The sequence below is a fragment of the Alteromonas sp. DY56-G5 genome, assembly GCF_041414725.1.
Lineage (GTDB): Bacteria > Pseudomonadota > Gammaproteobacteria > Enterobacterales > Alteromonadaceae > Alteromonas > Alteromonas macleodii.
Genome location: NZ_JANHZQ010000029.1, coordinates 33,171 through 46,994 on the forward strand (window position 1 = coordinate 33,171; position 13,824 = coordinate 46,994).

Annotated in this window: 15 protein-coding genes; 6 read left to right on the top strand and 9 right to left on the bottom strand. The window is 44.1% G+C overall.

What is annotated here, in order from left to right; all coding sequences use genetic code 11:
• Window positions 1-22: 22 nt before the first annotated feature.
• Window positions 23-337: a hypothetical protein gene (locus tag NO989_RS14340; RefSeq protein WP_371342781.1), complete on the bottom strand. Its 315-nt coding sequence runs from the start codon at window positions 335-337 to the stop codon at window positions 23-25.
• A 252-nt stretch (window positions 338-589) separates the two neighbouring features.
• Between NO989_RS14340 and NO989_RS14345 the strand changes: the two genes are divergently transcribed.
• On the top strand, window positions 590-865 hold the full coding sequence (locus NO989_RS14345; protein ID WP_371342782.1) for an alpha-E domain-containing protein: 276 nt from the start codon (window positions 590-592) through the stop codon (window positions 863-865).
• 42 nt (window positions 866-907) lie between these two features.
• On the opposite strand, the gene NO989_RS14350 is transcribed toward NO989_RS14345, so the two are convergent.
• Entirely contained in the window at window positions 908-1,564 is a 657-nt protein-coding gene (locus NO989_RS14350; RefSeq protein WP_371342783.1) for an NAD(P)H-dependent oxidoreductase, read from the bottom strand.
• A 274-nt stretch (window positions 1,565-1,838) separates the two neighbouring features.
• On the opposite strand from NO989_RS14350, the gene NO989_RS14355 reads away from it, so the two are divergent.
• Window positions 1,839-2,786 (top strand): DUF3034 family protein, encoded by a 948-nt coding sequence (locus NO989_RS14355; protein ID WP_269350210.1) that lies wholly within the window; start codon window positions 1,839-1,841, stop codon window positions 2,784-2,786.
• Window positions 2,787-2,798: 12 nt separating this feature from the next.
• Window positions 2,799-3,230, top strand: coding sequence for a group 1 truncated hemoglobin (locus NO989_RS14360; RefSeq protein ID WP_269350208.1), 432 nt, complete (start codon window positions 2,799-2,801; stop codon window positions 3,228-3,230).
• 148 nt (window positions 3,231-3,378) lie between these two features.
• On the opposite strand, the gene NO989_RS14365 is transcribed toward NO989_RS14360, so the two are convergent.
• The 3 genes from NO989_RS14365 to zapE form a co-directional block, all read right to left on the bottom strand.
• Entirely contained in the window at window positions 3,379-4,320 is a 942-nt protein-coding gene (locus NO989_RS14365; RefSeq protein WP_014978402.1) for a hypothetical protein, read from the bottom strand.
• Window positions 4,321-5,340: 1,020 nt separating this feature from the next.
• Window positions 5,341-6,063, bottom strand: coding sequence for a YebC/PmpR family DNA-binding transcriptional regulator (locus NO989_RS14370; RefSeq protein ID WP_014948360.1), 723 nt, complete (start codon window positions 6,061-6,063; stop codon window positions 5,341-5,343).
• A gap of 330 nt (window positions 6,064-6,393) precedes the next feature.
• Entirely contained in the window at window positions 6,394-7,491 is a 1,098-nt protein-coding gene (gene zapE, locus NO989_RS14375) for a cell division protein ZapE (RefSeq protein ID WP_334036631.1), read from the bottom strand.
• Between the two features lie 255 nt (window positions 7,492-7,746).
• Between zapE and NO989_RS14380 the strand changes: the two genes are divergently transcribed.
• The 3 genes from NO989_RS14380 to NO989_RS14390 all read left to right on the top strand — a co-directional run bounded on the left by NO989_RS14380 (window position 7,747) and on the right by NO989_RS14390 (window position 11,121).
• A complete protein-coding gene (locus NO989_RS14380) occupies window positions 7,747-8,181 on the top strand; it encodes a ZapG family protein (protein ID WP_014948358.1) in 435 nt (144 codons plus the stop codon).
• 88 nt (window positions 8,182-8,269) lie between these two features.
• Window positions 8,270-9,631 (top strand): DegQ family serine endoprotease, encoded by a 1,362-nt coding sequence (locus tag NO989_RS14385; protein ID WP_014948357.1) that lies wholly within the window; start codon window positions 8,270-8,272, stop codon window positions 9,629-9,631.
• Window positions 9,632-10,050: 419 nt separating this feature from the next.
• A complete protein-coding gene (locus NO989_RS14390) occupies window positions 10,051-11,121 on the top strand; it encodes a trypsin-like peptidase domain-containing protein (RefSeq protein ID WP_014948356.1) in 1,071 nt (356 codons plus the stop codon).
• A 145-nt stretch (window positions 11,122-11,266) separates the two neighbouring features.
• Here the strand turns inward: NO989_RS14390 and murA are convergent, their stop codons facing one another.
• Genes murA through NO989_RS14410 form a run of 4 tightly spaced genes read right to left on the bottom strand, consistent with a single transcriptional unit; the run spans window position 11,267 to window position 13,799 of the window.
• Window positions 11,267-12,529 (bottom strand): UDP-N-acetylglucosamine 1-carboxyvinyltransferase, encoded by a 1,263-nt coding sequence (gene murA / locus NO989_RS14395; protein WP_014948355.1) that lies wholly within the window; start codon window positions 12,527-12,529, stop codon window positions 11,267-11,269.
• 12 nt (window positions 12,530-12,541) lie between these two features.
• Complete coding sequence (locus NO989_RS14400; RefSeq protein WP_012517351.1) at window positions 12,542-12,799, bottom strand: BolA family protein; 258 nt, start codon at window positions 12,797-12,799, stop codon at window positions 12,542-12,544.
• 29 nt (window positions 12,800-12,828) lie between these two features.
• Window positions 12,829-13,137 (bottom strand): STAS domain-containing protein, encoded by a 309-nt coding sequence (locus tag NO989_RS14405; RefSeq protein WP_321825170.1) that lies wholly within the window; start codon window positions 13,135-13,137, stop codon window positions 12,829-12,831.
• Window positions 13,134-13,799 carry a phospholipid-binding protein MlaC gene (locus NO989_RS14410; RefSeq protein ID WP_014948352.1) on the bottom strand — a complete coding sequence of 222 codons (666 nt, stop codon included), beginning with the start codon at window positions 13,797-13,799 and terminating at the stop codon, window positions 13,134-13,136. Before NO989_RS14410 ends, NO989_RS14405 begins: the two co-directional genes overlap by 4 nt.
• Window positions 13,800-13,824 lie beyond the last annotated feature (25 nt).

Genomic DNA, 13,824 nt, shown 5'->3' on the forward strand with positions numbered 1-13,824 from the left:
GCGCATTAAGACAAAAAGAGAATTAGCTCAGAGATAAAGGTGGGCCGCGAGAAGGTTGGCGGTAGTGTTTGCGAGCACGGGGTACAACATTTGCCATACCCAAACACGACACAATAGCCAGAGCAATAAACCCCAAGGTCAATTCAACAATTGCCTCAAGTCCATCGCCTTGATCGTCACTGTTTTCTAGCTTAGTGCCGGTAAACCGTAACGAATAGCTTTTGCCCGCGTAGTTAAATTGGGCAAGTGGTGACTGCTGACTTACTTCAACTTCATTATTAATTTGACCACTTTGGAAGCTTGCACTAAGGATGAGACACGAGAGTACCCATGCCATGAATAGCGGCATGTAGGACGAAAACCCGTGGCGAAAGTTTAGTGCTCTCAAAGTAGTGAATTGTCTATCTGTGAAGGAAAAGTCGCGCTATAAAACACGCGCTGTTTTATAGCGCACATATTGGGATGAGTATACATTATTCAATATCGTGAGTAACGAGATTACCGTTGAAGCACATAATTTTTGGGTTTTACATTTCTGCCCATCGCTTCTTCTTGTAAGTTTACTCACTTGGATACAAGGTGATTTTATGTGCTTTTTGTATATCAATTGGCAATGAAGCCATTGCTAGACATAACAGGAAATCGCGAGCCATTTGAGGCCATTTATAATGAATACACCCAGGAGAATGTCGTTAAGTTCCTTACGGTAGACACACGCAATCCGTCTTCCATATTGAATTCCCTTCAATACGCAAGAGATAATGCGCGCACAATCACAGACGTTATTCCAACAGAAGTTATAAGTAAACGCTGGAAATGGAAGCCAGAACACAAAAGTAAGAAGACAAAACAAAGCCCGCGCTAAGCGGGCTTTGTTATATACATAGCAACCTTGTGTAGTCAGGTATTACACAACCGCGATCACATCTTCTTTTGCAAGGCGTGCTTTAGGTAGACCATGGTTCCAATCTTGCGCTGTATCTGGGTAGCCCATGGCAAGTGCCACTTCGCAAACGTGCCCGTCTAGCTCATCTTTAAACTGTTCGCCAAGCAGTTCGGCGTCAACACCTTCCATCGGCGTAGACGCTATGCCTAAACGCGCCAGCGTGTGAAGAACATTGCCTAGCGCTAGATAAACTTGCGCTTTGGTCCAAGCCGCGTTGTTACCGTTCTCATCGGTGTTCGCTTCAGCAAATGCGTAAGCGCCCATGAAGTTTTCACGCATATCTTCGGGTAGATGACCAGACGATACTTCTGCATCGACACGCTTTACAAATTTCTCTTTTGTAAATTTAGGGTCATAGGCAAACAGAATGGTATGCGATGCTTCTTTAGCGTGATGCTGATTGAACTGATGCTTGTTGGCAAAGCTATCGTGTAAACGCTGCTTGGCTTCATCACTTTCAACAACCACAAATTTCCATGGCTGAGAGTTGATTGAAGACGCAGATAGTCTCAACGCCTCAAGAATTGTCGCCAGATCATCAGCTGAAATGCGTTTACTCGCATCGTACTGTTTAACCGTGTAACGCTTATTTAAATCTTCAATAATTGGATGAGACACAACTAACTCCTCAATACGTCTGCTATTTGTTGTTCACGCACGAATGCAGCGAACAGAAAATTAAAGTACTCAATGAATATGGCGTGTATGGTATAGATTCAGCTTTTCAATGATTAGCCCCATAAAAAACGAATCAGTTTCAAATATTTTTTGATAATAAAAAATTCGATAATAGTTAATACCGCCAGCAGCGTGCATTTCACAATTTATGGGTTAAGCGCTATGCTGATCAATAGAATTACAAAAAACCATTTAAAAACATTAGGTTTACCTTATGATTAGGCATTTACTCCTCCCTCTTTTTCTCGCATCGTCTCCCGTACTCGCAGACAGTGGATCTCGCTTAATTGCATCTGGTGGTATTACAGGTTTCGAGGGCACTGCGGGTGGCGGCATTACGCCTTGGGCATTTATTGGCGGATACGCGAGTAAAGAAGAGGTCAGTTATTCGGCAAATATTCAGTACTTAAGCCTAAGCGATTATTCCCTTACAACAGCAGGGGCAAGTGTTAGTTTGTTTGACCGTATAGAGCTTAGCGTGCAGCTACAGCGCCTCGATATTGCTTCAGGGTTAACAAGCAACGTTTTCGCGTTACTCACAGAAGGTGCTATTACAAACGCCAACAGCACCACCATTGAGCAAGATATAATCGGTGCAAAAGTTAAGGTTCTTGGCGATGGCGTCTTTACTCAAAACTCATGGATACCCCAAATATCCATCGGCGCACAATACAAGAAAAACAGAGACTACGACAGCTCTCTTTCGCTACCCGACGGTACGACCCCCTTGCCCGGCGTAGGCGTACCAATGCTGCTAGGAGCGACAGACGACAGTGGTACCGACGTTTACCTTTCAGCCACGAAACTGTGGTTGGGCACCCCATCAGGTTATAATTTACTCACCAATCTTACCGCGCGATATACGAAGGCGAATGTGTTTGGCTTACTTGGATTTGGTTCTGGAAACAACGATAGCGCTAAGCTCGAATGGGAGGGCTCTGTAGCGGTATTAATTAGCCCTACCACAGCAATTGGCACAGAGTTTAGAACGCAAACCAATCGATTAGGAGGCTTAGCTGAAGAAGACACCGTTGTTGATGCGTTTATTGCCTACTTCCCAAATAAATCTATTTCAATTACCGCTGCCTATGTGGATTTGGGCAATTTACCTTTGCAAGAAAGTTCTTCAGGATTTTATCTAACGGTAAACAGCACTTTTTGATAGGGGAACGAAATGATCAGACACTGCTTCCGGTTAATGGTAATTGCTGCGTTAAGCGTATTGATAACCGCATGCGCCAGCGCTCCTGAACAAAACCTTTATGAAGAAATTGGCGGCCATAAAACGCTCAATACCATATACGGCGTAGCGATTACACGAATTTACACTGACCCCGTAATTGGTCATTATTTCAAAGGTGTTCCCAAAAAACATTTAAGAGATCAACTTGTATTGCAAACATGCGAGCTTATTGGCGGGCCTTGCGAATATGATGGAAAAACAATGTTGGAGTCTCACACGGGTCTCAATATTAAGGAGCGTGAATTTTACATATTGGTGGAGTATGTCCAAGGTGCGATGCGCGATGTGGGACTAACCTATCAACAAGAAAACCGCATTCTTAAGCTGCTAGCGCCCATTAAGTACGAGACGGTTGGCTTGTAAAACTCTTTAGTGCCTTGAGTAAATACTACTAAATTTTAAAATAATAAATTTTGGAATCCGTACTTTTAAACAACTAAATTATTGAGTGTTTCTTTTGGCAATTGATGCCTAGAAACACTCGATAATTGATTGCTATCGCAAAATTTATTCAAGAAAGTTGATTGCATCGTGTACAAAAAATCAACCCAGCAAGAACTAAAATAAAATAAGCCGATATAGAAGGTGCTGAGACTGCAACTACATCATCAGGCTGATCTGGTGCAGCGCCAGCGGGTAATATTACCTGATAGTGAATAGCACTCAAAGCGTCACTTCCGCCAGAGTAACTTATATTGAGCGAATTGAGCCCAACTGTTAGGTAAGAGGTAACATCAAACTCGAATAGATCCCATAAAGCACCATTCGTGACCGATGAGCCAGCCGTTGCGGGGACGCTCAAACCATCAAAGTCAACGTTGACAACCGAGCCGTTAATGCTAAAAAGGCCATCCGCAAAACTCTGACCATCGGAGACTCCTAGTAACAGTCTTGCAGACCCTGAATTATAATTTATTCCTGACAATGAAGTGTCCCATCCTAAGGGATCATAAATATTATCGAAATTTGCGTCATTGCCTTCGAAAGTAACAACATCAGTATTGTTGCTATCATCCCCATCATCATAATAAACAACTAGTGATGCGCCATTGCTGTTATTCGGGCTTAGGCCAGATAGGCTGTAGATACCGTCTCCGGTGATAATATTCGTAACATCGGCTCTGTAGGCTTGGCTATTATCTTGACCCCAGAAGTTGTCATCGGAAAAGCCTATATTAGTACCAACTATGCTCGTACCATTAAATAATGCACTAGCGTTGAACGATGGGTCGCTCGAATTAGTAGGTCCGTGCCAATAGAGATAAGCCTGCTCGATGGACCCTGAGGTACCTGAAAGCGTTATGTCTCCACTTCCATTTCCTCTTAATCCACCAACTCCAGCATAAGCAATATCTGTATCAAAAAATGTACCCGCACTAGTGATAACACTTGCATGAGTCTGTAGCGAACCAAAAATAAATAGTAAAAGCGAAAATGTCTTTATGTTCTTCATAAACAAATCCTTTATGTGTAGTCAAATTCGACATTACCGCTTAATATGTCAGGTTGAATGCAGCATAATTGGTGCCAATGAATAAGTTGTTGATAATATCGATTAAACTAAAAGATAGATGTTGTAAATGTAAAATTATTCGACACAATGACTTTTACTGACCTAGCATTTCTACTTAGCACCTTTCCTTGCCAATTAGCAGCGTTACAGATGAGCTGATAAAGCGCGACATATCTGCTACACAAAAATTCCATTAATAATTAAAGTGTATATCGATTGCTCTTATTGATACGGATAAATTGCGGCAGTCGTAAACGACAAAAGAGAAATTTTGGCTGTTTACCTTTTACAAGATTTAGCAAGTTCCTCGGACAACTTTTTTATTTAAAACTATTAATTTAATCAAATCACTCTTTTTAAGTGATTTCGCGGTAAATTGTGCGAAAAACGTGTTCGCTTTCTACGAAAAAGCCATTGGTCGGTAATAATAAAACGGGAGGATAAAACCCCAAAGATATAGACCAGCGAACCTGTAAGATAGGGGCCTGGTACAAAACTACCCGCTAATGCTAAACGAAGCTTAAATTAATAACGTTTCGCGCGGCAAAAATGTTGTTCGCGTGATTAAAAATAGGAATTTTGCTTAACAACATGACTCTATCAACGCTGCTTCAACAGCTCATAAACCAACATTTTATCAATAAATTGAAAAATTAAATTATTGGTTTCAGTTATGTGATTAAGTGCAAGGTGATGTTAAAAGAAATTAGAGGCTTACCTACAGCTAACTCAGTGTCAACATCACCATTTTGTGAGCAAAAGGCAAAAGCGCCCACATTCAGTTTACGAACCTCAAATTAAGAGCAAGGGTCAAGTGAATTTCAGTTTTTTGAGCGAATGCGCATGAAACATTAAAAATTGTGATTATCAATAAGGCTTTTCTTATATTGAAAAAGCTAACTGTGCCTCTCAATTCAACAATTGCCACTAGGCACAGTTTCAACTAGTTTCTACGAATAATTAGTTAGGCGTAATTGCGTTGTGGTAAACGTCTTGCACGTCATCACAGTCGTTAAGCATGTCCATGAATTTTTCAAACATCGGCATGTCTTCTTCGCTTATCTCAGTTTCGGTCTGAGGCATCCAGCTCATTTCTTCTGCAATAAAGCTAATGTCTGGGTAGGCTTCCGTTAGCGCTGTTTTCACTTGATAGAATTCAGTGTGTGGCGCGTAAACTGTAACTTTACCGTCTTCAACTTCAACATCAGTTACGTCTACGTCGGCTTCCATTAGCACTTCTAGGATAGCGTCTTCGTCGTCACCTTCAAACTGGAATACCGCTTGGTGGTCGAACATATGCGATACCGCACCCTGTGCACCAAGTTTCGCGTTGGTTTTAGTAAAGCAGTTACGTACTTCAGTGATGGTGCGGTTTGCATTGTCAGACAAGCAGTCAACAATGACCATGCAGTTACCTGGGCCAAAACCTTCATAACGCATAGGCTGAAAGTCTTCGCCAGCGCCACCAGCGGCTTTATCAATCGCTTTTTCAATAACGTGGCTTGGTACTTGGTCTTTCTTCGCCTTTTCCATTAGGCGGCGAAGTGAAAGGTTGGTGTCTGGATCGGCACCACCATTTTTCGCACATACGTAAATTTCTTTACCGTATTTAGAATAAACTTTAGTTTTTTGGCCGGCAGTTTTTGCCATGGCGTTTTTACGAACTTCGAATGCTCTTCCCATCTTAAAATTCTCTTTCTCGCAATTTGAAATGCTGCGTTGGGTTTTATCGGGCTACCTGTTGCCTGACCGTTCATCAGGCGCATCGCTCTGCCTTACTTTGTAGCATTGCCGAACTCGACGTTTCAATAAATGGTCGAACGCGACGGTGCTAAAAATTGCCAAGCGAAACACTGCCCAAAATAACGGTAGGCTAAGCGACACAAAAAATTTGGGCGAAATTCTACCTTAATTTTCGTGTAATACCAATGTGAACGCCCCTAGAAAGGGTGTAGGTTGGTAGCTTTCACATTTTCAATGAGGTCAAAATGTACTCTGACCCCATATTTATGCTTACGGCAAATGCTCGGTTGCCAGGTAGTCGTGTGACTGCATTTCCTTTAAGCGGCTAAGACAGCGCCTGAACTCAAAATTAAGTAGCCCCTCGGTGTACAAGCTTTCCAGCGCGACTTCTGCAGATATGATCAGCTTTACATTTCGCTCGTAAAATTCGTCCACCATCGCAATAAAACGACGCGCCACATCGTCATTATGCTGGCCCATTTCCTTAACATTGGCTAATAGCACGGAGTGATAACAACGGCTTAACTCAATATAGTCGCTCTGGCTTCTGGGCCCGCCACACAGGGCTTTAAAATCAATCATCAATACCCCGTCAGCGTTTCTAAGCGTCGGTATTTTTCGGTTGTTTACCTCAATATCTTCGCCTTTAGAGCCTTCTTCCGGAGCTAATTGGGAAAAGTAGCTATGCAAGTTTTCGGTGGCTTCGCCATCAAGTGGGTAGTGATAAATTTCGGCTTGCTCTAACGTTCTAAGACGATAATCAATACCGCTATCAACATTTACCACGCGGGTATTCTGATTGAGTAGATCGATAGCAGGTAAGAACCGCGTACGCTGCAATCCGTTTTTATACAAATCGTCAGGGACTATGTTCGACGTCGCCACCAGCACAATACCGTGACCAAACAGCTCTTCCATTAACGTGCCTAAAATCATGGCATCGGTTATATCAGACACGAAAAACTCGTCAAAGCATATTACCCGCGCTTCTTTTGCTAACTTAGCCGCTACCAGCTTTAGCGGGTCTTGTGCGTTTTTAAGCTGCTTTAGTTCATCGTGCACACGGTACATAAAGCGGTGAAAATGCACGCGCATTTTCTTTTCGAAAGGCAAACAGTCGTAGAATGTATCTACTAAATAGGTTTTGCCTCGCCCTACACCACCGTAAAAGTAGATGCCCTGGATACCAGGCTTCGCATGGCCTTTCCCAAACGCTGCTTTTAACTTTACCCGCCACGTCGTTTTCTTTTCAGGTTGGGTAAGTTCATCAAACAAACGCTGAAGTTCTTTTACTGCATTTTCTTGCGCCGCGTCGTAATGAAAGTCAGACGACTGAAGATCTAGCTGATATTTTTCCCATGGCGTCATCGCCGAAACCACTCCGTACAAAAGTCAATAGCGGCGCTTGCTGCACCGACCTGCTTGAATTTCTCAATTATGACCTTAATTTTAATGGAAATCACGGTAGAATCTCACATTGAAATTCGACATACACCGAATAAATGTCACGATGTATGCGCTTTTCGGGTTCGACCTTGCTATATTCAGCGTATGGTCGAAAGCAGCTTTTAGATCGTAGAAGTAAAGGTCGGCTGCAAGATGTAGATTGATTCGGAGAATATAATGGAATTGTTAGTATCTCTTGCTTTGTTAGTAGTTGGGTTAATTATTGGCTTTTTCGCAGGTCGCTTTTTTCAACAAAAGCAGGGCGCAGGCAATACTGCACAGACTGAGAAGCAAGTTAAAGAGATCCTCGCGCAGCAGGCGCAACACCACATTCATCAAACTCGTCAAAGCTTAGAGAGCATTGAAAGCCAGTGCGAAACCTTAAAGCAACAAATTGAAGAGTATGAATTGCTGCTTGAGCAAGGCAGCGATGATGACAGCAAAGTTCCTTTTTATGGGGAACAAGCAACTACGTATTTACGTAACAACCTAAAAGGGTCTGACAAATCGAGAGTTCAGCGTGTATCTGACACACAGCCAAGAGACTTCGCTAACTCGGGTTCTGGGCTGTTCGTCGGCGGATCTGATAAGAATACCGCAGAAAAACAGTAACATCGGGAACTTTATCACGACCTCGGACTCTTTTAGTGAAACCATGCTATGTCGCATATAACATGAAGGAGTGTAAGCGAACATGAAAATGTCTTTCCGCCATTGTCTATTGGCGTCTGCCGTTGTTGTAAGTTCATTGGGCTTTACTGCTAGCACACAGGCGGCGTTACCGTTCTTTTCTGATAAGAAAGATGAAGTTCCCTCTTTAGCCCCTATGCTAGAAGAAGCTACCCCAGCGGTAGTAAGCATTGCGGTAGAAGGAACACAAACCTCTACGCAGCGTGTACCCGAGATGTTTCGCTACTTCTTCGGTGCTCCGCAAGAACAGGTTCAAGAGCGCCCTTTCCGAGGTCTTGGTTCTGGTGTCATCATAGATGCCGATAAAGGTTATGTCGTTACCAACAACCACGTTGTTGATAATGCAGATGAAATCACTGTTAAGTTAACTGACGGTCGCGAGTTTAAGGCGAAAAAGCTAGGCTCTGACGAGCAAAGCGATATCGCGTTACTTAAAATAGAACCTGATGATTTAAAAGCGTTACCGCTTGCCGATTCTGACGCGCTGCGCGTAGGCGACTTTGTAGTAGCTATTGGTAATCCGTTTGGTCTTTCTCAAACGGTTACCTCTGGTATTGTAAGTGCTCTGGGCCGCTCTGGCTTGAACATTGGTGGTTATGAAGACTTTATTCAAACCGACGCAGCAATTAACCGCGGTAACTCAGGCGGTGCGTTAGTTAACCTTCACGGTGAGCTGGTTGGTATCAACACCGCTATTTTTGGTCCTAACGGCGGCAACGTCGGTATTGGTTTTGCTATTCCTGCCAATATGATGAAAAGCCTAATTGATCAAATTGCAGAATTTGGTGAAGTTCGCCGTGGCCTTCTAGGCATTTTAGGTAGCGATATTGACGCGGGCCTTGCCGAAGCCATGAATGCGGAAGTGAACATTGGTGCGTTCGTGAGCGAAGTGCAGCCAGACTCTGCCGCTGAAAAAGGTGGTCTGCAAGCCGGTGATATTATTACTGCCATTAATGGTCGTAAACTTCATAGCTTCCAAGAACTGCGCGCAAAAATTGCGAGTATGGGCGCGGGCGCTGAAGTTGAACTCACTGTTATGCGCAAAGGTAAGAAAATGAATGTAGACGTTGTATTAGATGACGCTACAGACACGACAGTGACGGCTGCTCAAATTCACCCAGCCCTAGAAGGTGCAACCCTGTCTAACGGCACTGACGATGCTGGTAATGCTGGTGTAGTGGTTTCTGATATTGAGCGTGGTGCGCCTGCGGCGAGAATTGGCCTTCAATCTGATGATGTGATAATTGGCGTTAACCGCGTACGTACGTCCACGGTTGCAGAGTTTAGAAATGCACTAGACGAAGCCAAAGGCGTTATCGCACTCAATGTAAAACGTGGAAACTCTACGCTTTACTTGGTAATCAGACAGTAGCAATTTAACTGTTCAATAACGTTCCCCGCTCAGACGCGTTGGTGTCCAAGCTGGGAATCAGCATAAAAACGGCGCTTTATTAGCGCCGTTTTTGTTTTCAAATGATGACCGTTGAAAACAGTGTGCTCCTAGCTTCCTAACGGGGCTTCTTTACGGACTTCTCTAATAAGCCGCATTCTCGAGCTACACCTATATCCACGTGAATAAGGCTATATGAACAGCATGAAAGGTTTTGAAGTACATACTAGTGCAAATTGAGTTGCACAAAATTTGCGTTTCATTACGGTAGTTTATTAAATAAAGTGATATCCTTTGCCGTAAGATGATAATTTAAGAATGTTGCGCTTTAAGATTGTGAAGTAGTGCTGAGTTAACGGCACGTATTAATTAAGTGCGACAGATAACAAAAAGTGTGATTTGTGACTGGCCGCTCAATTTTTAACTTCTTACTAAAATCTGTATTTCTTGGCGTAGCTGTTGCTGCATTACTGTTAGTTTTTCTACCCGATCTACGTCAAGGCAAAGGCCTTGCTCAAGGGTTCTTTAACTCTCCCTCGGTAAGCGCTAGTCGCGAAAGCTATTTTACTGCCCTAAGCCGCTCTGCGCCTGCAGTAGTCAATATCTACAGCGTCAGTATTGAGAACGGTTCAGGCCTATTCAGAAATCAATCTCGTGGGCGCACCAATTTGGGTTCTGGCGTTATCATGACAGAAAATGGCTATTTGCTTACCTGTCACCACGTAGTTGCAGATGCAGATAGCATTTACGTGGCGGTTCAAGATGGACGTATTTTGGAAGCGCAAATTGTGGGCACCGACCCACTGACAGACCTTGCCGTGTTAAAAGTCACCGCTGATAACCTGCACATTATTCCTCAGGTATCAGAACCTGACACCCATGTGGGTGATGTGGTGATGGCGATTGGTAATCCTTTCGATCTGGGACAAACCATTACTCAAGGCATAGTAAGCAGAGCCGGACGAAATGGTCTATCTAATTATGTTGATTTCATTCAAACCGACGCAGTTTTGAACCAAGGTAACTCTGGTGGCGCGCTGGTAGATAGCAATGGTATTTTGCTGGGTATCACTAACGCCAACTTCCAGGTGCTAGATTCAAATAATCGCGCTCGCAATGTAGACGGCATTAACTTTGCCGTGCCTTACGAATTAGCTAAGCGAGTCATGGATGAAATTATTAGCAATGGACGTGTTGTTCGCGGGCAGCTTGGCTTTGTTGGCGGTGAAAACCGCAACCGACCAGGCATAGACGTTTCAGCAGTAGCTAAAGGCAGCCCTGCCGACATCGCGGGTATCCGCCCTGGCGACATCATAGTAGCCATAGACGGCGTACGTTTAGAAAGCGCATCAAAAACGTTAGATATGATTGCCGAAACCGAGCCCGGTACTGAACTTGAAATTGAGCTCAGCCGCGACGGGCGTTCAATTACTCTTACGGCAACGGTCGCAGAGCTTCGCGCTGGTCAATAAGTATTGTTGGAGCTGGCAGATTAGTTCGGCTTCCCAAGTTTAGAACGTGAAGATTTAATACCAGTCTGCATAGATAATAGACACAAAAAAAGCGCCAGATAGATATGCTATCTGGCGCTTTTTCGTAGAAGTGCAAAACCTTGAGTTATTCTTTCACTCTTTCAATGATGGCACCCAAGCCACCCAGCTTCTCTTCAATGGCTTCATAACCACGGTCTAAGTGATAAATGCGATTCACGTGAGTCTCACCTTCTGCGATGAGCCCAGCTATCACCAAGCTTGCCGACGCGCGCAGGTCAGTAGCCATTACCGGAGCTCCTTTAAGACTTGAGCTGCCTTTAGACACTGCTGAGTTCGCTTCTAACGCGATTTCTGCGCCCATACGTTGTAACTCTGGCACGTGCATGAAGCGGTTTTCAAAAATGGTTTCTGTAATTACGCCCGTGCCTTCGGCAACACAGTTCAAAGTAACAAACTGCGCCTGCATATCCGTAGGGAATGCTGGATGTGGTGCGGTTTTAACTCGCACAGCCTGCGGTTTGCGCCCTTCCATGTCTAGCTCTATCCAGTCATCACCAGTGGTGATTTTAGCTCCGGCCTGCTCTAACTTATCTAGCACCGCATCTAATGTATCTGGCGCCGCATGAGTACAGCGTATTTTCCCACCTGTCACAGCGGCCGCTACCAAGAAAGTACCGGTTTCTATACGGTCAGGCAGCACTGCATAATCACAACCGTTTAAGGTTTCCACGCCCTCAATGGTTATTTTATCGCTTCCTGCACCGCTAATTTTCGCGCCCATCTGAATAAGACAGTTTGCTAAATCAACGATTTCGGGCTCGCGTGCCGCGTTTTCAAGAATGGTTGTTCCGTCAGCCAGCGCCGCTGCCATCAGTAGGTTTTCAGTGGCACCCACGCTTACCATATCCATGAAAATACGCGCACCTTTCAGACGACCATCGACTTCGGCTCGAATGTAGCCTTCGTCTACTTCAATCTTCGCGCCCATCTTTTCAAGGCCAGTTAAATGAAGATTTACCGGGCGCGCACCTATAGCACAGCCACCGGGCAAAGAGACATTCGCTTTACCTTGCTTAGCTAGCAATGGGCCAAGTACCAAGATAGACGCACGCATAGTACGTACTAACTCATAGGACGCTGTAACGCTTTGTAGCGTACTCGCATCGATAACGATATCGTTAGGTGCGGGTAGTGCGACTTCAACACCTAATTCACGCAAAAGTGCCGTCGTAGTATTGATGTCACGAAGACGAGGAACGTTGGTGTAACGACAAGGAGAGTCGGTCAGCAAGCTTGTCATCAACAATGGTAAGGCCGCGTTTTTAGCGCCAGAGATGCGCACGGTACCGTTGAGCGCAGGGCCCTTTTTAATTACGAGTTTATCCACGTGCTACGCCTATTATTGAGGAATATTAAACTGGCGCTCACGCTCCCAGTCTTTTACTGAAAACGTCTTGATGGTAATTGCATGCATGCTGCCGTCTGCAATTTTATCAGCCAAAGGCGCATATACCGCTTGCTGGCGCTTCACACGGCTCATTTCGTTAAAAGCATCGCTTACCGCAATAATATTAAAATGCGAACCTTCGCCCTTTACATGGACTTCGTGAAGGTCTAACGCATCTTTCAAGATTTTTTCAATTTCAGACAATTCCATAACTTACTTCTTAATTCGCTAACGGGTGTTTATTCTACGGGTAAAAAGCTATCTGCGTCGCTTATTTTAGCAAGCTTACGTAGCTTCTCAGGCATTTTATATAGGCTCATGCTAACACCATTTTGCTTTGCATCCCTAACGGCATTAATAAGCCAAGCCAAACCTGCACTGTCTGCGCGCTCAACATCACTTAAATCAACAAGACATCTTTTATTGTTAATCAAGGTGCTACGGTCATTTCCGTTCAAACTATCCCAGAAATTCTTCGACAGCGTTTCACGGTCAAGATGACCGTGAACCACTACATTGCCTTTGTCGTTTACCTCGAATAGGCTCACTCAGCCTCTCCTTCGATTTCGATTGGCTCGCCTTGCTTAAGCTCAACTGGCTTACCAATTTTGTCGCGCATTAGTGCGATAACTGCATCGATACCGTCTTGACGAAGGATTGATTCAAATTCGCTACGCTTGCTGTTTAGCATGCTGATGCCTTCAGCAACCATATCGTAGGCTTTCCACTCGTTCGTTTTACTGTCTTTACGAACTTTAAAAGCAATTTTGATTTCAGGGCGGTTTGGATCTTGAACCACTGCGCGCACTGTTACTGATTTTTTATCATCAAAAGAGGATTCAGGCTCAAAGATAACTTCTTGGTTGTCGTAGTAGCCCATTGCCACAGCGTAGGTTGTTACCAAATATTGACGAAATACGCTGATGTACTCGCCCATCTTCTCTTGAGGTACTGACTTAAAGTGTTTACCTAGTACCATAAAAGCAGCGAATTTGTAGTCGATATGAGGTACTAATTCTTCTTCCATAATAGTGCGTAGCATTTCAGGATCAGCTTTGATCGCTGCTTGGTTCGCTTTGATGCGCTCAAACGTACGGTTTGCTACGTCTTGAACCAATTCATACGGGTTTTGTTCATTAACTTCTTGTGCATTCGCTATGCCCGCTACAGACATCATGAAGATGCCAAGTGCTACCATAAACTTTTTCAAAATTACTCTCCTAACTTAAAACTCT

Coding starts and splice junctions, on each gene's coding strand:
- NO989_RS14340 (WP_371342781.1), bottom strand. CDS start 337: ATGGCATGGGTACTCTCGTGTCTCATCCTTAGTGCAAGCTTCCAAAGT.
- NO989_RS14355 (WP_269350210.1), top strand. CDS start 1,839: ATGATTAGGCATTTACTCCTCCCTCTTTTTCTCGCATCGTCTCCCGTA.
- NO989_RS14360 (WP_269350208.1), top strand. CDS start 2,799: ATGATCAGACACTGCTTCCGGTTAATGGTAATTGCTGCGTTAAGCGTA.
- NO989_RS14365 (WP_014978402.1), bottom strand. CDS start 4,320: ATGAAGAACATAAAGACATTTTCGCTTTTACTATTTATTTTTGGTTCG.
- NO989_RS14370 (WP_014948360.1), bottom strand. CDS start 6,063: ATGGGAAGAGCATTCGAAGTTCGTAAAAACGCCATGGCAAAAACTGCC.
- zapE (WP_334036631.1), bottom strand. CDS start 7,491: ATGACGCCATGGGAAAAATATCAGCTAGATCTTCAGTCGTCTGACTTT.
- NO989_RS14380 (WP_014948358.1), top strand. CDS start 7,747: ATGGAATTGTTAGTATCTCTTGCTTTGTTAGTAGTTGGGTTAATTATT.
- NO989_RS14385 (WP_014948357.1), top strand. CDS start 8,270: ATGTCTTTCCGCCATTGTCTATTGGCGTCTGCCGTTGTTGTAAGTTCA.
- NO989_RS14400 (WP_012517351.1), bottom strand. CDS start 12,799: ATGGAATTGTCTGAAATTGAAAAAATCTTGAAAGATGCGTTAGACCTT.